The organism is Lysinibacillus sp. GbtcB16 (assembly GCF_019091145.1).
In the GTDB taxonomy this organism is placed as follows: domain Bacteria; phylum Bacillota; class Bacilli; order Bacillales_A; family Planococcaceae; genus Lysinibacillus; species Lysinibacillus fusiformis.
Genome location: NZ_JAGXJV010000001.1, coordinates 32,857 through 50,025, shown reverse-complemented (window position 1 = coordinate 50,025; position 17,169 = coordinate 32,857). Strand labels below are relative to the sequence as shown.

The window sequence follows — 17,169 nt, the reverse complement described above, 5'->3', positions numbered from 1 at the left end:
ACATCACACTCCCACAAAACGATCTCTAAATTTCATACGTACTTCTAAATTGTCGATACCGGATGCAGCATCATACCGAAAAAGATTATCTCCAGGCGCTAACTGCAGGAACTTAGAAAGCAAATCCACTTTATTAAAAATGTTTGTTTGAACATTATTACGAATCAAGATAACAGATTTCTGACCTGTCATTGTATTGACTCTTATAACATCTCCGCCAATCATATCCGTGTTGAGCTTGAAAGTTTCATAGGTATTTACATTAATTAATGATGGTTTTGATAGGCTAGCAAGGGCTTTAAATTCTATAATCATTCCTGTTTCATTATCACCATCATTAGGCACATTTTTGATTAAAGATGGATTACGATAACCCATTTCAATACCGCCCTCCACAATCTCAAGAGGAAACTCAAATGCAGGTATCCAAGACGCTACTTCTTCAACTGTTTCTAAGGTTGAGTAGATAAAAGGATCATCACAAGTGAATTGTATTAACCCTTTTTGCCATGCCCTGTTATCATTTTCAAATCCTTGTGGAAGGCTAGGTGTACCTTCTGCATTCGCATTTACATAGTAGGATTCTCCGCCTTTTGTTTCAAAATCTAATCGAATAGGATTTTGCTTTGGATTAAAAACCTTAAATAATTCCCTACGCCTTTCTTCCACCCACCATTTATCTTGGTAATCGTTATAGATGAAAAAAGCTAAATCAAAATCACGTACTTCCAAACGAGAATTTTGGTAAGTGGCTCCATCCATTGTGGAAGACGAATAATTAACGGCTGCTGTTAAATTACTTAGATCAAAACCTTCAATTAAACGAAAATGACGACCGAATATAACCGAGTCGCCATTACGATTAGTCGCCTTTAATGTTTTTACAATCAAGTCGCCACCTCCTAATAATTCAATTGGAACGCTAATCGTTTGAGCATTTTTTCTGATGCTCTACTATTGTCATTCGCTCCCCCATGATTATGAATCACTGGCGCAAATGTTTTTCGGTTGTCTATCGTAGTTGTAGAAGATGAAATTGTGTTTGCATTTGCCTGTGATTTGGCACGATTACTAGCAAGTGATTCATGTACATTACTCACGGCATCTGATAACCGTTGTGAAGATTGAGCAACCTTATGAATCATTTCATCCATACCTATAATTAAACCTTGTCCGATGTTCATACCGAAACCTTTCATTACGCGGCTTGGACTATGGATATCTAGGGCTTGCTGAATAGTGGCTGAAATAGCATTAGCAATTTGTTGAGCCTTAGAAACCAATGGCCCCTCCATGCTTGCTAAACCATTGAGCAGTCCTTGGCCGGCATCTACTCCAATTTGTTGTAGCGATGATAATTCGCTGGAAGTGGCACTTGTAATACTCTTTATTTTTAAACTCCACTCCGTTTTTAACTTATCCAGTTGTTTTGAAGCAACTTCACGTAAAGCAATGATTTGTTTGTCTGTATCTTCCTTCATTCCTGCTAACTCTTTTTCTGTTTGCTGTCTAGCTAATGCGGATTTTTCTTGATAAAGGGAACTGTATTGCGTCAATTGTTCGTTTGTAAGTTGATTAAGTGCCATTAGCTCTGGTAATGCCTTAACACCTAGATCACTTAATTCTGCTAATAAATCTGCATCTATATTACGTGATGAAAGCTTTGCGAATTCTTCCTGCCATAACTTGAATCCATCAACTTGAGACTGTAAATTACCAAGTAATTCAGTACCACTATTTTTAATTTCTATTTTAAACTCATCAAACAATCCAGCGAATGACATCAAAGAAGATTGTCGCTTAGTAAACGCGTCTTCATAAGCTTTTGTTAAATCATTTTCTTGTTTTATCAGATCATCATTTATTTTTTGCATTTGAGATTGATAGTCTTGGTTAATTGCTAATATTTCTTTGTTTACCGTTTCTACAGCCTTTTGATATTCCTTTTGAGCTGAAATACGTTCTTTCGACCCTTCAGCAAATAACTCTATTGATTGCTCCCAAATCGCGGCTTCTTGAACCACAGACATTTCATCTAATGATTTTTTATCATCAATAAATTTTTTGATGACCTCAAGATATTCTTTTTCCGATTTCTCAACTAAAGCTTTATATTTCTTTTGAAATTCAACTTCTGATTTCATTTTATTATCTCTGTATGAAGCTTCTAACAATGCAATATCTTGCTTTTCTTTTTGCGTCAATGCTCGTTTTTTCTTAGCTGCATTACTCTGTATTTTGTAAATCTTCTCTAACGTTTTATCATTTTTATCCTCGTTTTTCTTGTTGAATTCATCAATCAAATTCAAGTATTCCTTTTGATATGACTGCGAGACTGCAAGGATGCCATTACCGATATTCTCCATCGCCTTATTAACTTCTGGAGCAGAGCTATCTAAACCAATTACGAGTCCTTCACCTGTCCACAATCCTATTTGTTTGAATACCCTTGATGGTGAATGAATACCAAGTAACTTTTTAGCTGTACTAACTACGCCATCCACAACACCTGTAATTGATTCAATTGCATTTGCTGTCATGGCTGATATACCTTTAATAAGACCGTTAATTATATCCTTACCTATTCCAGTAAATTGTTCAGGCAATGATTTAATTTTGTTAATTAGTCCATCCTTAATTTCATTCATTTTGTTTATGACATTGGTTTTCATATTTGAAATGATATTCACAAAATTGGTTGCCAAATTCTTCACAAAATTAATGACTGATGTAACCATATTTGAAATGGTGCTGCCTGTGTTAGTGGCTAAATTCTTAAAGAAATTCAATACGGCTGAAGAGAAATTAGAAACTGTGGAAGACACTTTTGACCCCATAGAAGTAAAGAATCTTGCGATGTCATCCCACATGCTTTTTAGGATATTTACACCTGTTTTAGCGAGATTCATTACGATCGTTTTAATACCACCAAAGAATGATAAAGTCATCCATCCAACAACTAAATCGATGGCTCCTTTAAAGATTTGTTTAACACCTTCCCACATCTTACTGAAGTCACCTGTAAACAAACCGCTAAATACTTTAATAGCACCCATGATGATATTTAAGGCACCATCTATCACCTGTTTAATGGCATTCCACACTGTTTCAATTACAAACTTTACAGCAGGCATGACAAACTCGATAACGGCCTTAATGCCATTAAATACATTCTCTACTGCCTTTAAAATTTGAGTGCCGTTCTCATCCCAAAACTGCTTTATTTGAGCTATTTTTTCGCCAATAAAAGAAGCCACTGTTTCAAATACAGTGACTGCAACATCCCTTATTGCTTGGAATACTTTATTTACGTTTTCTCTAAATGTTTCTGAATTATGATACGCTGCTACAAGGGCAATACCTAGACCTACTATTGCAGCCACTACTAAAGTAATCGGAGATGCTATCGCTCCAATTATCGCTGCTAAAATAGGCCATGCGGTGACAAGACCACCAATAGCCGGCATTAATGCAGCAAATACTCCTACAAGTATACCTATTACGGTTACAATAGCCACAATTGCCGAGGCTAATCCAGCATTATTTGATACCCAATCTGCAATTTTAGCAATTAATTGTGCAATGTCAGTTAATAATGGAGCGAGCGCTTCTTTGAGATTACCCATAGCTGTTGATAACGTATAAGCAGGATCAGCATTGATTTTTGCAATATCATCATTTAATCTCTTTTGCATATCATCTGCTGATTGCATATGATTATTCATATTAAGGATAGTCGCAGCAATATTCTCTCCCTGATCTTCCCACATTGTACCGAATAGTTCCACGCCAAGTACGTTTCGAGCAACGTCATCTTCCACATTCATTAAGTATTGAGTCATATCCTGAAATGCTTTGTTTCCTTTTTCGCCACCTTGCGCAATTGCCACGCCCCAAAGTCTAAATTGTTCTTCTGATGCGCCAATAATTTGTAAAGCATCAACCATTGAAGTTGATAATCCAGCACCCATTTCAGCAGCTTTAATACGACCTTCCTTTAATCCATCAAGGAGATTATCTATGTTCCAAGTTCCAGTTTCTACACCTGCAGCCATGATTCCTTGAACTTGCTTTGCATCAAACCCTGCTCTTTGAAGTTGCCCTCCATATTCTGCTATGATGTCAAGCTGTTCAGTTGGAAATCCAACTGACAACAATTGATTAGTTAATGCTAAAGCTTCTTTTTGTGATATTTTTAATTCTTTACCTATTTCAAATGATTCTTGAATTAATTCTTTAAAGTCGATTTCTTTATAAGCACCTGAAATCATAGCTGCGCCTTTTAGTATCTCTTGGTTAGTTTCCATAGACGCTTCTTTATTAAGTGTGATTTGTCTACGTACACCTTCATAGGCTGCTTCTTCGTCACCAATTGCTGAGGTGACTTCCATAATTGATTGACGTACCATTTTTTGATCATCTTCGTTTAGATTCATAGAAATATCTATATTAGTGTTTAGTTTAGAAACATCTAAAGCTTGTTGAATGGTTCCAGCAATTCCTCCACCCGCTGCTAATCCTGCAACGACACCTGATAATTCTTGGCCAAAACCATTTACAGCTTCCTCTGCTTGATTTGCTTCTTGTGTGATTCTTGCTAAATCTTGTCTCACGGTCTCAAGATTAGCACCTTCAGCAGCTCGTCTAAGTGCCTGTCTCATTTGGTCAATATCTGCACCAGCACCTAATGCATGCTGACCCATTAACCGTAGAGCACGATTCATCTGATCAGTAGTTGCCGAACCATCTCTAATCGCACTTGTTAAACGTGTGCCTAACAAGTCTGCGAATTGGTTAACATCTGTGCCAGTAGCTTCAAAGAATGAGGACAATTCTCTTGTAGTGCGTGCTAATCGATCTTGTTCATTAGCAGTATTAGCCATTTGAGCATTGTATTGTTGCATCTGGGCTTCAGTAGTTGCTAGCTCTCGTTGAAAAGCCCTGTACTGTTCAGCACCTATTTCTCCATTTCTAAACTGTGCTTCAACTTGAGATTGAGCAGTTCTTAGCACATCTAATTTTTGACTAGTGTTTTGAATTTGTTCTGCTAAAAGCTGCTGTTTTTGCGAGATTAATTCCGCATTACCTGGATCAAATTTTAAAGCACGTTCAACTTCTTTTAATTCATTAGTAACTTTTCCACTTTCTTTATTAACGTCTTTTAAAGCATCTGTTAGCCCCGTTGTATCACCATTTAATTCAATAGTAATACCTTTTATCCGATTATTCGCCATTACCCTCACCTACCTTTTGAACAAATAAAAAACACCTGCCAAAAGACAAGTGCTAAAACGAATCGAAATCTGCTTGTGCTGCTTTACGTACAGTTTTCTTTTCTTTTTTATTTGGATTTTTCGTTTCAAGATATTCATCTATATAATCAAGTACCATGCCAATTGTCATTGTTTCTAAATCATCGTGAGATAGTTTACATTCATGACATAAAATAAGGTACGTTTCGGTTGAAATTGGCTCCGATGACGTACCCCCTTTATCAATATCTAGTTTTTTTTAGAAGAAATAGTTGCTGCTAAAATATCTTGTAGTTCAGCTACAATGTCCACAATTGGGAATGTCTCAAAGGAATCTAACCAAGTCATTGGATCAGGAATTTTCTCATCTGCTGTTTTAGCCAGTGTCCAAGCAATATCATAGAACATATCAAAGTCGATTTGTTTGATAGCTTCTAACTGATCGTTTTCATGTAAATCGCTGTAATCTTTATTTACAATACCCATGCCAATAAGATCCTTAAAAAAATCTCGGCCAAATTGCATCTTGTATCGTTTAGGAACAGCGCCACTTGATTTAAATTTAACTGATTGATCATCAATCGTTAATGTGATTTCCATCTATTTGCCCTCCACAGTTCAATTATTAAGGTGTTGGTACTTCTGTTGGTTCAAATACATTTGTATACCAAGCATCATATACTGCAGGCGTTGTTGTACCTGTCGTAGATCGTTTAACTACTCCATCTATAGTTGGTGCAGCAATGAACGATAATTCTTGTGTAGTAGGTTCCGTAGTCTCTGTTTTCGTCTCACTTGAAGTACCAGGGCGACTAACAGTGACGTTGTACAATACATGGCGCGTTGCTTTCACATCTCCATCAAACTCAAACATCAAGGCAATTGTTTTTGGCTTCGAGTTAGTTGTTTCTGTCAGAATCCCTGATGTTTCGTCTAACTGATCACCCAATACATCTGTACGGAATTTCAATGGTAGTTCAGCAGCTTCATATGTGCCTTCGTAACCGTTATTTACTGTAGTTGCATAATATACACGGTCATCAGCGTAGAATTCTGATGTTTCCCCGCGTGGTTCTAAACTTAATGAAACTGCTCCAGGATATCTCTCCGGTGTACCAAAAGTTAATTTTCCATCAGCTGCTTCAGTAGCAACTGCATAATGAACGTTCTTTAAACCAAAACGCACTTTGTTTTCTGCCATCTAAATGACCTCCTAATTAATTAAAATAATTGAATATGTGCATTTGAAAACTCCCTCGTCTCTGATGAATAGTTCATCGTAAGACCAAGGGAGTTCGTTTTCATTTAGCATATCTTCTATTTTCTTTTCTGCAGCTAAATCTTTAATGTTTACATAAAGTTCAATATCAACATAAGTGATTTTTGATAATACTTTATTGTCAGCACTAAATGTATCACCGTCCACAACTAAGTAACAGATGAAGGGAGGTTCCTGTGCTGATTTAAAATGTGAGTAAGCGACTGGATAGCCAAGTGCTTTTAACTGTTGACCTAGTTCAGGTAACGTCATCCTCTGATCGCCCCCTCAACACCTTGTATAAATTCAGTAATCATTTCCTCTTCGACAGGTGCAATATGCACTTTTGCTGGCACACGGCCACCACCAACCTTCGCATGCCCTTTTTCAAGTAAATGAGTAAGTTGATATTCAGTATTGTGGACGACCCATTGTTTGCCTATCTTTTTAGCTCGCCAACCTTTTGCATAACGATGTCTCGCTCCAACTGGAGAACGAGCTTTTAGTTGCTGTGCACCTTTTTTTGCTACTTTCTCAGCAACCTTCTCTATATCTTCCCCAACACCATGAGCATAGTTTGCTAGAGTACGGTGTATTTCAGCAGCAAGATCGTTTATATTGATAGCCATGCTATGACCGCCCTTCTGCAACGATTGTGATAGTAATATTCATATCATCATCGTTGATAGCACTCTTAACATCGTAAACAATTTCGTTTTGCACTATTACGAAAGAAGTATTCTCAGTATTAATAAATTCATCTAATGATTTTGCATACTTAATTACAAAACGTTTTTCTACCTTCGTTTGCTCTCTTCCGGCCCCCATTATTTCGCTACCTTTTAGCGTTTTGATCATGGCCCAATAGCGTCCATAGTCCTCAAACGTTTCGATTTCTTGTAATAATGCATCTTTAGTTAAAATTCTTTTACAGATTGAAATACGATGACGGTACAAGCCAGAATGATTATTTTCGTTGTACTTAAACTGTTTCATCAACTTCACTACTTTCAAGTGCCTTAGCAATATTCAAATTGTTAAGCTGCGTCAAAAAATTAGTGTGGAAATATTCAAGCGCATCGTTATAAACATAGCGAGAACGCTCGAATACAAGCTCTTTAAAGACTTCATGAGTGTTTATATCATAATCACCGCAAATGCGTTGTAGATCATCGTGAGACGCTTTTAAGATACGCTTCAAATTGTCGTCTTCATCATCACTTAAACGCATTCGAAGTTTGAATTCATCTACGATTTCTTGTGTAATAACATCCACATTCATCACTCCTTATCTTTAGGAGTTTCTGTGATTTCCTCAATGAAGATTTTTTGATATTTATTCTTTGTAGTCGATAATTCATCCAGTCGTGCTTTAGTCGCTTTCTTGCCCTCCACAGGATAATTATCACCGACCTCATAGATATGGCCATCATGTCTAGTTTCCTTGAATCGACTAACTACTTTGTGAGTCATTTAATCCCTCCTAAAAGTACAGACTCCCTAAAATTAAGGAGTCGGCACTGATGTATTGAATTGAATATCTAAGTCATAAAGTAAAGCTGTTTTGTTGTCTTTTGGCTTACCATTTGCAAATTGTTTAATTGTATAAAGCATTGCATCTTCAATGGCTAAAGTTTGATCAAACTTGTTTAATTTGTAGCCACCAGCAATTGCAGCTAAGTAAGCACCTTTTACAAAGAATAGTGCTTTCTTCTCTGGGATTTCTTCAGATTCAACAACTTGAATGTTGTATGGTAAAGCTGTTACCCATTGGCCGTTAGATGTTTGAATTGTATTTCGAGCTTGAACAGAGATTGCATCGATTGGATTCACTAACATTACAATTTTATTTAACACTTTACGTGACTTGTCTTTTGCATCTTTAGATAACGCTTTGATTACATCATGCAATTCCCCAGCTACAACCTGCCCGAATTCAGATGGTGCAAATGTTAAAGTACCTGAAGAAGTTTTATCAGTAACTGCACCTGTGGAAGAATCAACATTTTTCATTAAACCAATTGGTTCGTTTTGTGCTGGACCACGGCCATTAACTAAACCGTACTCTAAACCTACAGAATATGATTCTACTAATAATTCTCGTACATAACGTTCAACATATTCAGGTCCAAGCTCTAACATATCTTTTGGAATAGCTGCAAAAGCTGTTAGTTTTAATTGGCCAATCTGTTCTTCGCGGAACGCTGTGTTAACTTGACCTTTAATTTCTCCAAATAAAGCTCCCCATGCATATGTTTTAGTTGGATCAGAATAAATAAAACGTGTAATTGCTCCTAAATCTTGCAAACCAATTACAGTAAGCAATGGATGTTCTGTAACTAAGTCTTCAAATACACGTTCTTGTGTTGTAATTGGTAAGATTGTATCTTCTTTAAATCCGCCTTCTAGTACAACGGCATTGAAGAATTTGCGTTCTTCAGATGTTAAAACATTTTGACCTCGTGCAGCTAAAATTTGAGCATCGTGTGCTTCATTACGTGCATCTGTTGTGATTTTGTCTGTTAAATCACCTTGTAGTGCTGTAAACATCTCATCGAAAGCATTTGATAATTGTTCAGGTGTTGTATCTTCTGCTTTCACTAAATTCATATAGTTTTGTTTTTTTGCTTCAAAGTTTTCTAATGTACCTTTAAGTTTCATTGTCATTATTTATTCCCCCTATTATTGAAATCAAAAAAAGCACCGTGTTTTTTATTAACAGGTACTTTCGGTTCTGATTGTTTACTTTTGTATTGATTTAATTCGTTTTGCATTGCATTCATTTGAGCCTTTAATTGAGTAACTTCGTCATCTTTGTCTTCCACAGATGAAGCAGTAGAAGTGGCAAAGCCTATTCCCAATGCTTCACTTCCACTAAACCAAGTTTCTTCATCAACCATTCGTCTAATTTCATCACGTTCAACATTTGCTTTGGTCATGTATGCATCGATAATGCCATCTTCAAGCTTCTCTAATAGATCAGCTTCTTTTCGCATCTCCGATTTAGTACCCCAAACGATGTTACTCGCTTCATGAATCATTAACATAGCACCAATACCCATGATTAATTCATCTGCTGCCATCGCAATTACAGATGCAGCTGAACATGCCCAACCATCAACATGAATGGTTACCTTGGCTCCGTGTTTTGATTTATGATTCATTAAACGATTGTAAATTGCAATACCATCAAAGGCATCCCCGCCTGGACTATTTAAATGAATCACTAAATCATTTGAGCCAGCTAGTGCAATGGCTTTATCAACATCATTTGCAGATGTAGAATCATCCCACCATGAATCACCAATAACGCCATACACAGTTAAAGTTGATTCTCCCTTTTCCTCATCGTGTGACACAGCAAAATTGTGAGGAATTTTCTTTAACTGATCTTTGTACTGTTCATTTTTAAAACGTAAAAATCTCATTCTTTATTCTCACCTCCTTCAACGGAATCAGCAGATTGATAATTCTTTGTAATAACAAACTCATTAAGCTCTGGATTATCAGAACGTTCAGCACCAAACAATTCGCGCACCTCATTTCTTGTAAATGCTCCAGAAGCAACTAATTTATCTACAGCTTCAGAGTTTTCAATAACACTCGTCTCTGTAACACCCTTAACCTCTATTTTGGAGCCACTTAGAAAATCATTTTTATTAATTAATTTTGCATTAAGTTCATCCTGTATTTTCTTAACTAATGGAGCTATGCAAAACTTGATGTATGCTTTGATTGCTGTATCGAACTCAGCCATATCACCATGCACCAATGATGTAGGAATACCTAAAATGTTTGCCACATCATCAATCAAATCACGTTTGAGCTTGGCTAGTTCCTCTACAGATTTACCGCCATTGGTACCATCAGCAATCTCTTCGTAGTTGAATCCTTTTAACTTTGGAACAATTGCAAATGCATTTTTACGAAAGGCACCAAATAATTTATTTATGAATTCTTGCATCTTACCTCTGTTTTCATCATCAAGTTTTTGAGTGGAATCCATTTCAGCAGTTGCACGAATTTGATTTGCGAACATATTGGTTTCAATCATGCGGCTAAATAGGTTTGTATAATCTTCAAACATGCCATTCATGAATTTTGTTAGCTTTTCATTGTTGTAGGTAATATGAATAACTTCATCCATATTAAATGATCGTTGGAATGTGTAATCCTTTACTGTCACGCTTTTAAAAATGTCTGGATAAATTGCATACTCAATTCGATCAAAGCTATCTGCTATTAATAAATCATTATTGTCAGTTAGAATAACCAACACTTCATTTTCATGAAGCAATTTATAAACAAAATCTTGCCAGAAGTCTGAAGCACTTTGATCTGTATTAGGCCTTATATTAAGTAAATAATGCCAATCATCTAATTGTCGTTTACCATCCTTCATAAACCGAAAATCGGATTGTGAAATAGTCCTGCCAATAAAGTTAATGCAGGTTTCTAAAGCTATCTTTTTTAAATAAGCTCGTTGGCTTGTTTCAATACCAAAGAAATCAAATTCATCAAACATCATGCCAATTTCTTTATTTTTATTGAGTACATCCTGTAACCATCCCATGCTTTCACCCCCTCTCTAGAAATTCAATGCGTTAAGTGCATCCAATGAGCTACCTATATCCGTTTCGGCCACTTCATCAGCTCGATATATGGCATGTACAAACGCTTGGAAGCCATCAGTTTTTCTTCTTATAGGCTCCTTCTTCTGATACTCTTTGTTGCCATCTTTTTTGATGACAACTAGCACATTGTTTGTATACCAACGCATTAGAGGATTGTCCCCAAATATAATTTGACGATTGGCAAAAGCAAGCTCTATTCGTGGAGCCAGTAAACTGTGGATGGCCCTTGGATTTCGAATAATCTCAACTTCAAATCCTTCTGCTTCAAACAAAGGTTTTAAAACTTCCATCCGGAAATTATCACCTATTACCTTTTTGATCTCGTAGTAATTTCGCATTTCAACAAACCATGCAACAACCAATTTCGGGTCAATTGTTTCGCCCTCCACAACTGATAGCAAGCCTTGCTCTTCCCATTCTCGAATAGGTGCAAATTTACGCTTTCCGGCCATTTCAGCATCTTGCTTTTTAGAATAACTATAATATTTGTCTACAAATTCTTTACGAGCATAAGAATGAGTTTTCCAAACGTAATCACCATTCTCACGGAATAACAAACCGCATGCTGCGAAGTCGCGTATACTAGCAAAATCGATTGCCCCTATAGCCTCTCTGCCACGCAAATCCGGCATCTCTCGATTAGTTGCTAGTATTTCTTCCCACTTAGCTACAGAACGCTCTAAATCGGTCACAGGGCAGTTCATACGCTTGGTCATAAACTCTTCACGGTTTGTTGGATCGTCTTCTAAGTCCTCGTACTCTTCAAAAATCGTATCGAATAACCCTTGAGCGTAATCACTGCGTGGGTGACAAAGCATTGGATTGGCCTTTTCCCAGCATTCAATTTCATCAACTTCCTTTTCATCATCTAACTTACAAATGAAAGGGAACAATGCATTTGGCCGAGCTTCACCACTTAAAACCTTCATTGCTTTTTCTTTTTGCTTGTCTAAGAAACCATCACGAACATAACCATCTGTACCGATGTAAAACTCACGTGGATTTTTCTTCTTACCAAGCCCCGAAATGTGGACTCTAACATCCTTATTACTTTCAAATTGGTGGATCTCATCGAATACCACGGCACCATCACGCAAACCATCTTTTGTTTCACCATTGGAAGTACGAAACTTTAAAATCGAGTCCGTTTTATTACTCGTAATCTTTTCTTTTGTTCGATAGAACATTGATTTTAATATGCTGTTTCGACCAATGACATTGTAGGTTTCATCAAATGAAGTCTTAGCTTGTTCTTCGCTGTTAGCAACAATCGAAACATTGTACTCTCTAATCCCGTGATGCGGTCCAATTAAGAAATGAGTTACAACTGAAATCAAACCATTCTTACCACCACCACGACCAAGCATCCATAAATGCTTTCGGTAAAATACACGGGCATTCTTTTTGAAAAATAAAAAGACGAATGCGATTAAAAACTTCTGAAACGGCTGCAAGGGGAAATACCACTTTTCACCGAATCGGATACATTTTTCAATCATATCGTCATCAAAAAATAAATCATCTCGACTCAATACATGCTCTCGCAAATATTCAATCAACATGATCCGTTCGTTATTCAGTTTGATTTGTCCAGATTCATAAAGTTGAATGTATTCGTCCACATACTTATTGCTAATCAAATTAAATCATCTTCCGAATACTCTTCTTTGCTTTTGCCTTCCACAGATGATGCAGCAGGGGGCAGCCCTTCATCTACAAAGTTAAATGATTTTTCCAAAGCAATTAATTGAGTATTTATTTTCGTTTTATCCGTCATTGCTGGATGACTCTTGATGAAACGTTGCTTACCATTTTCTATAATAATAGTTGAGCCATCTCTTTCGAGTACTTCATCACATTGCTTATCAAGTTTGAGTAGTTCGATATATCGCTCAACTTTCTTCACTTCGAGTAAATCGTTTGTATCAATCCTACTCATCAGCTGGACCTTCAAATTTTCTAAATTCATAACCTAACCCCCTCCCCCCTCTCGCGTGGAAATAATAACCTTTAAAAATCTGGACAGAACACCCCATCACCGGTGCCCAGGTTTCAGAAAATCCCAAAACCTTTTACCCGGGGGGGGATTACCATTTCTCATCATCTCGCCATTTGTTTGGTTTACTGAATACTCGACCATGTATGCGGTTATGGCAATCAACGCAAAGTGTTTCGAGATTGTTTATGTCGAGTGCTAAGTCAGGATGATCTTCTAGTTCTTTAATGTGATGGACTACGAGTTGTATCTTCTTTCGTGTGCCATCGTTGTTTAATTCGTTAGCGTCATCGATTCGAACAAGACCATTACGTTTGCATTCCTGACACTCATTGTTGTCGCGTTTCTTTACTTCAGAACGAATATGTTTCCAGTCACCGCTGTCATAGAACTTACGCTTTTGTTCGAGTGATTTGTATTCTTGCATGAAGTTAGTTGCTGCCTTCTAATTGTGTTGGTTCATCATCATTCATTGCAACAATCGCATCCAACTTATTAGCAAATGCACAAACATGCTTGGCTATTGCTCGTAGCTTTAATTTAGATTTGTCATCGAATCCTAATTCAATTGTGATTCCTCTAACGCTTCCCATTGTTCATCCCTCTTTCTTAACAAAGTTGTATTCATTTCTAACCTTGCGTAATCCTACTGTGTAAAATATAGTGGTGCCAATTATCCCAATGCATAACCCTAATGAAGCAGATAATAGTGATATAAAGATTGTCATTTATTCGCCCTCCACAATTCCTAGTCCTACTTGCAAAGTCCATTTGATACATCCATCGGACTTAATGGCATAATAAAAAGCCACTCAATTTAATGAGTGACCTGTAATTTACTTATACCAACCCTTTTCTTCATAAGGTTGTACCTCGGATAAAAATTCCTCTTGTGTTCGCGCTTTTACTCCTTTAGCACTTAACAATACTTCCCTTATATTTTCATCTAAGTTGTATCTGATTTCATTAATTACAACATATTCTTCATCTATTGCATGATGTTTTATTTTATCCTCTTTATTAAAGATTACATCTTGTTGTAAATCTAATTTTAACTCTACCTCGTAATTTCTTTGATTATCACTAGATATAAAATTTCTAGTCATGAATCTTCTAAGGAATACAGTTTTCATATAACATGACACCTCCCATCTTCCTATATCATAGGATAAATGGAACGTATTGTCATTATAAGTAATATATAAGGAATTATAAAAAGCCATACCTATTTAAGGTATGACTTATAATTTTCCTAAGCATAAACAGCTTCTTTTAATTCTTGCTGTAAGCTTGTAACATAAGCTTGCTCATAAGCGTCTTTCACTTTGTATCTAATCTTAAGAGCAACACGTAGTTTGAACGGTTTATCTAGATACCATCTAGCCAAAGTTAAAACCAGTTCGTTATAAGAAAATGCTCCGTTTTTGTAAAGTAAAATAAAGATTTTTATCTTACTGTCTAAAATCTTTCTCATAACTTCTCTGTCTTGTACCGATATCTCTGGGTCTTTTTTTATAGTCTTCATTACACGATGTCGATTCCTATGAATATCATTTACACCTTTGAATGGCATGACTAGGAATAAATAGAGAAGATTTATAGAAAGTACGGTAGCTGTTATAACATCTTTACAAAACGAATAAACGTTTACAAAATTGAAAAGTAAAAAAAGTAAAAATGCCACAAGTACTGCTATCATTACATTTTCCAGTAAAATCATATCCCTCACCCTTTCATACAGCCTCTTGTTCTTTGGAACTTGGGGTAACATTAACTTTATCAGCATTCTTTTGAAGGCCGACCATATGACTGAACATAATTGTTGAAACGAATGCAAACACATAAGCAATCGTTGCGATGAGTATGAAATTATCATACCCAATTTCTAGGGGAAATGGCAACCAATATTCCTCGTTAAAATGAAGTTTTTTTGTTTCAACATTCATTTTTATTATTCCGAAAATCCCCAAAATGTTGCACACCATTGTGAATACCCCATATCCGTAAACACCTCTGATAATAAAATACACTAAACGATCAAATTTTATACGCAATAATTGATGCAGTTCTAAAAAATAAGGGGTAAAGAAAATTGTATGTGTTATAAATAAATTTTTTAAATCAGTTGGCATTCCGCCTACATAATTAATTAAAAATAAACTTAGTATAAATATTACTAGTTTAATTGTTTTCATGCGAAATCCCCCTTACTTAAAAACTGTTAAACACAATATACTATATTACTACAAGATTTTACAGTTTTCCATATAAAAAGTAAGAGAGATTTTAATTTCCACATTACTTGTTTCCGACATACACGTACAAGCGAACGTGTTTATTTTGTAGTTGTTATTTTGTTAACGCATTTCCGTGCGCTTTTTGACATTACCATCATATAACGGTTTTTCAATAGATTCTATTCAGATAACTTGGTGTCAGTAAAGTGAAAGTTTTATCTCATGTGCAAATCGAATCATTTTAGCTATTTCAGCATGTTTCTTATATATGTAGCTGGCACTATAGTTTAATTCCTCTGCGATGTCTTCAAGTGTTAGGCCGTCCACATACTTTAATCTTAGGATTTTATGGTCCAATCCTTTAAATTTACTTATGAGCTTAATGAAGTTTTCTCGTTCTTTTTCTTTAATCTGTAATTCGCTTTTAATTCGCTCAATACGTTCTTCAAGCTTGGCTCCATCTGATTCAGCAGTTAATTTAACACCTACTAAATCCCCTTCTACCCAGCGCTTCAATTCCCTCTGTGATTGTTCGAGATTAAATTCAAGATAGGCAATATCGTCTTCAATTCGTTGGTAATCCCGCAACCATTCATACATGTGCAGCACCTACCTTGTTTGTTTATTTCTTCGTAATTACTCGATTACATTGGCATAAGCGATTTCGCACAATATGCCACACTCACCCATTACTTCATCTTCAATGCGTCCACGATCTGGCTCTAATTCGTCTAAATAAATGCCTTTAATACAAGTAGCACCTATTTCTCTTTCTAGTGCAGCCATTTCTTTAAAACGTGCTGGAAAGTGTTTGCGAATCATATTCCAATAACCCATACCACCTTTGACGCAGCCAACACAATTGTTATTACGGAATCCTAACTCATACATTAAAGGCCGTTTAATTCCCAATCGTTCTAGCAAACCATGTACTTCATCTTTTGTAAGCATGGCATCAATCAAAGGAAATACATGTTCATGTTCTGGTGTAGTAAGCAATAGTCGTTCAGCTCGATGTTTTTCCTCACTGTCATATCCCCATACATAGCGTAATAAATCGTCTTGTGTTTTCTCCCATCGCTGCCTTACCTTGCGCTTTAATTCACTCGTACATGGTGCACCAGATGGCCCATTGATATATCTACGTTTACGTATAATCTCCACAGCGCTATGTGTTTTTTCGTTTTTTAGTATCGTGAATTTACGTCCAATCGCTTTCTCGCAATCTGCCATAAATCTGTACGTATCTGGATGTTGTTCTTTAACATCTAAATAGTAAATTTCGTCAATTTCATCCTTCATTAAATAAATTGAAATGAAACTACTTACACCACCACTAAACCATGCGATAGTTTTCATGTTTTTTCTCCTTGCTGCACATATTGTTTCTATCTTGCAATATGGTTCTTCCGTTTCCATTTACTCAATGTTGAAGCACTAACATTAAAAATGGCGGCTATTTCTTTATCTTTTTTCTTTTGCTTTTTATATTCATGGTATTGGGTTTTCGTAATCACAAGAGTTACATCTGGTTTACGATTTTTAGGTTTTACATCAGTACCGAAAACAGTTAATCGTTTATTAGATAAACTAAGCAACTTCTGACCATATTCAGCTATTTCCTTACAATTCGAACAGTTAGAAGTTTCTTCGGCTGAAAAACAATTACATTTCGACTGCAGCGCATCAATTTTCTTCAATATTTCGTTACCCTTTTGTTGTATTTCGGACTTCTTCATATAACCCACACTCCTCTCTCAATCCAGCCTTCGTTTAAGTACTGTTGAATCCA

The 17,169-nt window shown here is 36.2% G+C and carries 22 protein-coding genes; all 22 read right to left on the bottom strand.

The window, feature by feature from the left end; all coding sequences use genetic code 11:
* Positions 1-3 precede the first annotated feature (3 nt).
* On the bottom strand, positions 4-891 hold the full coding sequence (locus KVT27_RS00290) for a phage tail family protein (protein WP_217580430.1): 888 nt from the start codon (positions 889-891) through the stop codon (positions 4-6).
* A gap of 11 nt (positions 892-902) precedes the next feature.
* Positions 903-5,234: a hypothetical protein gene (locus KVT27_RS00285; RefSeq protein WP_217580428.1), complete on the bottom strand. Its 4,332-nt coding sequence runs from the start codon at positions 5,232-5,234 to the stop codon at positions 903-905.
* A 267-nt stretch (positions 5,235-5,501) separates the two neighbouring features.
* Complete coding sequence (locus tag KVT27_RS00280) at positions 5,502-5,852, bottom strand: hypothetical protein (protein WP_089987102.1); 351 nt, start codon at positions 5,850-5,852, stop codon at positions 5,502-5,504.
* 25 nt (positions 5,853-5,877) lie between these two features.
* Entirely contained in the window at positions 5,878-6,453 is a 576-nt protein-coding gene (locus KVT27_RS00275) for a major tail protein (protein WP_217580426.1), read from the bottom strand.
* 12 nt (positions 6,454-6,465) lie between these two features.
* The gene (locus KVT27_RS00270; protein ID WP_217580424.1) at positions 6,466-6,783 is read right to left on the bottom strand and encodes a hypothetical protein; all 318 of its coding nucleotides are present in this window, start codon (positions 6,781-6,783) and stop codon (positions 6,466-6,468) included.
* The gene (locus KVT27_RS00265) at positions 6,780-7,139 is read right to left on the bottom strand and encodes an HK97 gp10 family phage protein (RefSeq protein ID WP_254636018.1); all 360 of its coding nucleotides are present in this window, start codon (positions 7,137-7,139) and stop codon (positions 6,780-6,782) included. The genes KVT27_RS00270 and KVT27_RS00265 overlap by 4 nt, the downstream gene beginning before the upstream one ends.
* A gap of 1 nt (position 7,140) precedes the next feature.
* Positions 7,141-7,506, bottom strand: coding sequence for a phage head closure protein (locus tag KVT27_RS00260; protein ID WP_217580422.1), 366 nt, complete (start codon positions 7,504-7,506; stop codon positions 7,141-7,143).
* Entirely contained in the window at positions 7,493-7,792 is a 300-nt protein-coding gene (locus tag KVT27_RS00255) for a hypothetical protein (RefSeq protein ID WP_217580420.1), read from the bottom strand. Before KVT27_RS00255 ends, KVT27_RS00260 begins: the two co-directional genes overlap by 14 nt.
* On the bottom strand, positions 7,792-7,983 hold the full coding sequence (locus tag KVT27_RS00250; protein ID WP_217580419.1) for a termination factor Rho: 192 nt from the start codon (positions 7,981-7,983) through the stop codon (positions 7,792-7,794). Before KVT27_RS00250 ends, KVT27_RS00255 begins: the two co-directional genes overlap by 1 nt.
* A gap of 33 nt (positions 7,984-8,016) precedes the next feature.
* Positions 8,017-9,177 (bottom strand): phage major capsid protein, encoded by a 1,161-nt coding sequence (locus KVT27_RS00245; protein WP_217580418.1) that lies wholly within the window; start codon positions 9,175-9,177, stop codon positions 8,017-8,019.
* On the bottom strand, positions 9,177-9,938 hold the full coding sequence (locus KVT27_RS00240) for a head maturation protease, ClpP-related (protein ID WP_217580417.1): 762 nt from the start codon (positions 9,936-9,938) through the stop codon (positions 9,177-9,179). Before KVT27_RS00240 ends, KVT27_RS00245 begins: the two co-directional genes overlap by 1 nt.
* Positions 9,935-11,083, bottom strand: coding sequence for a phage portal protein (locus tag KVT27_RS00235; protein ID WP_217580414.1), 1,149 nt, complete (start codon positions 11,081-11,083; stop codon positions 9,935-9,937). Before KVT27_RS00235 ends, KVT27_RS00240 begins: the two co-directional genes overlap by 4 nt.
* Before the next feature lie 15 nt (positions 11,084-11,098).
* On the bottom strand, positions 11,099-12,784 hold the full coding sequence (locus KVT27_RS00230; protein ID WP_217580412.1) for a terminase TerL endonuclease subunit: 1,686 nt from the start codon (positions 12,782-12,784) through the stop codon (positions 11,099-11,101).
* Positions 12,781-13,113, bottom strand: coding sequence for a P27 family phage terminase small subunit (locus tag KVT27_RS00225; RefSeq protein ID WP_217580410.1), 333 nt, complete (start codon positions 13,111-13,113; stop codon positions 12,781-12,783). The genes KVT27_RS00230 and KVT27_RS00225 overlap by 4 nt, the downstream gene beginning before the upstream one ends.
* Positions 13,114-13,231: 118 nt before the next feature.
* Entirely contained in the window at positions 13,232-13,567 is a 336-nt protein-coding gene (locus KVT27_RS00220) for an HNH endonuclease (RefSeq protein WP_217580408.1), read from the bottom strand.
* 4 nt (positions 13,568-13,571) lie between these two features.
* Positions 13,572-13,733 (bottom strand): hypothetical protein, encoded by a 162-nt coding sequence (locus KVT27_RS00215; protein WP_217580407.1) that lies wholly within the window; start codon positions 13,731-13,733, stop codon positions 13,572-13,574.
* A gap of 243 nt (positions 13,734-13,976) precedes the next feature.
* Positions 13,977-14,273 (bottom strand): hypothetical protein, encoded by a 297-nt coding sequence (locus tag KVT27_RS00210; protein ID WP_217580405.1) that lies wholly within the window; start codon positions 14,271-14,273, stop codon positions 13,977-13,979.
* Between the two features lie 119 nt (positions 14,274-14,392).
* A complete protein-coding gene (locus KVT27_RS00205; RefSeq protein ID WP_217580403.1) occupies positions 14,393-14,860 on the bottom strand; it encodes a hypothetical protein in 468 nt (155 codons plus the stop codon).
* A gap of 13 nt (positions 14,861-14,873) precedes the next feature.
* Complete coding sequence (locus KVT27_RS00200; protein ID WP_217580401.1) at positions 14,874-15,335, bottom strand: hypothetical protein; 462 nt, start codon at positions 15,333-15,335, stop codon at positions 14,874-14,876.
* 240 nt (positions 15,336-15,575) lie between these two features.
* A complete protein-coding gene (locus KVT27_RS00195) occupies positions 15,576-15,977 on the bottom strand; it encodes a DUF1492 domain-containing protein (RefSeq protein ID WP_217580399.1) in 402 nt (133 codons plus the stop codon).
* 36 nt (positions 15,978-16,013) lie between these two features.
* Positions 16,014-16,736: a phosphoadenosine phosphosulfate reductase domain-containing protein gene (locus KVT27_RS00190; RefSeq protein WP_217580397.1), complete on the bottom strand. Its 723-nt coding sequence runs from the start codon at positions 16,734-16,736 to the stop codon at positions 16,014-16,016.
* A gap of 29 nt (positions 16,737-16,765) precedes the next feature.
* Positions 16,766-17,116 carry a hypothetical protein gene (locus KVT27_RS00185; RefSeq protein WP_217580396.1) on the bottom strand — a complete coding sequence of 117 codons (351 nt, stop codon included), beginning with the start codon at positions 17,114-17,116 and terminating at the stop codon, positions 16,766-16,768.
* Between the last annotated feature and the right edge of the window lie 53 nt (positions 17,117-17,169).

Coding starts and splice junctions, on each gene's coding strand:
- KVT27_RS00220 (WP_217580408.1), bottom strand. CDS start 13,567: ATGCAAGAATACAAATCACTCGAACAAAAGCGTAAGTTCTATGACAGC.
- KVT27_RS00245 (WP_217580418.1), bottom strand. CDS start 9,177: ATGACAATGAAACTTAAAGGTACATTAGAAAACTTTGAAGCAAAAAAA.
- KVT27_RS00225 (WP_217580410.1), bottom strand. CDS start 13,113: ATGAATTTAGAAAATTTGAAGGTCCAGCTGATGAGTAGGATTGATACA.
- KVT27_RS00210 (WP_217580405.1), bottom strand. CDS start 14,273: ATGAAAACTGTATTCCTTAGAAGATTCATGACTAGAAATTTTATATCT.
- KVT27_RS00190 (WP_217580397.1), bottom strand. CDS start 16,736: ATGAAAACTATCGCATGGTTTAGTGGTGGTGTAAGTAGTTTCATTTCA.
- KVT27_RS00270 (WP_217580424.1), bottom strand. CDS start 6,783: ATGACGTTACCTGAACTAGGTCAACAGTTAAAAGCACTTGGCTATCCA.
- KVT27_RS00235 (WP_217580414.1), bottom strand. CDS start 11,083: ATGGGATGGTTACAGGATGTACTCAATAAAAATAAAGAAATTGGCATG.
- KVT27_RS00185 (WP_217580396.1), bottom strand. CDS start 17,116: ATGAAGAAGTCCGAAATACAACAAAAGGGTAACGAAATATTGAAGAAA.
- KVT27_RS00265 (WP_254636018.1), bottom strand. CDS start 7,139: ATGGCTATCAATATAAACGATCTTGCTGCTGAAATACACCGTACTCTA.
- KVT27_RS00275 (WP_217580426.1), bottom strand. CDS start 6,453: ATGGCAGAAAACAAAGTGCGTTTTGGTTTAAAGAACGTTCATTATGCA.
- KVT27_RS00240 (WP_217580417.1), bottom strand. CDS start 9,938: ATGAGATTTTTACGTTTTAAAAATGAACAGTACAAAGATCAGTTAAAG.
- KVT27_RS00280 (WP_089987102.1), bottom strand. CDS start 5,852: ATGGAAATCACATTAACGATTGATGATCAATCAGTTAAATTTAAATCA.
- KVT27_RS00195 (WP_217580399.1), bottom strand. CDS start 15,977: ATGTATGAATGGTTGCGGGATTACCAACGAATTGAAGACGATATTGCC.
- KVT27_RS00200 (WP_217580401.1), bottom strand. CDS start 15,335: ATGAAAACAATTAAACTAGTAATATTTATACTAAGTTTATTTTTAATT.
- KVT27_RS00255 (WP_217580420.1), bottom strand. CDS start 7,792: ATGAATGTGGATGTTATTACACAAGAAATCGTAGATGAATTCAAACTT.
- KVT27_RS00205 (WP_217580403.1), bottom strand. CDS start 14,860: ATGATTTTACTGGAAAATGTAATGATAGCAGTACTTGTGGCATTTTTA.
- KVT27_RS00285 (WP_217580428.1), bottom strand. CDS start 5,234: ATGGCGAATAATCGGATAAAAGGTATTACTATTGAATTAAATGGTGAT.
- KVT27_RS00250 (WP_217580419.1), bottom strand. CDS start 7,983: ATGACTCACAAAGTAGTTAGTCGATTCAAGGAAACTAGACATGATGGC.
- KVT27_RS00260 (WP_217580422.1), bottom strand. CDS start 7,506: ATGAAACAGTTTAAGTACAACGAAAATAATCATTCTGGCTTGTACCGT.
- KVT27_RS00215 (WP_217580407.1), bottom strand. CDS start 13,733: ATGGGAAGCGTTAGAGGAATCACAATTGAATTAGGATTCGATGACAAA.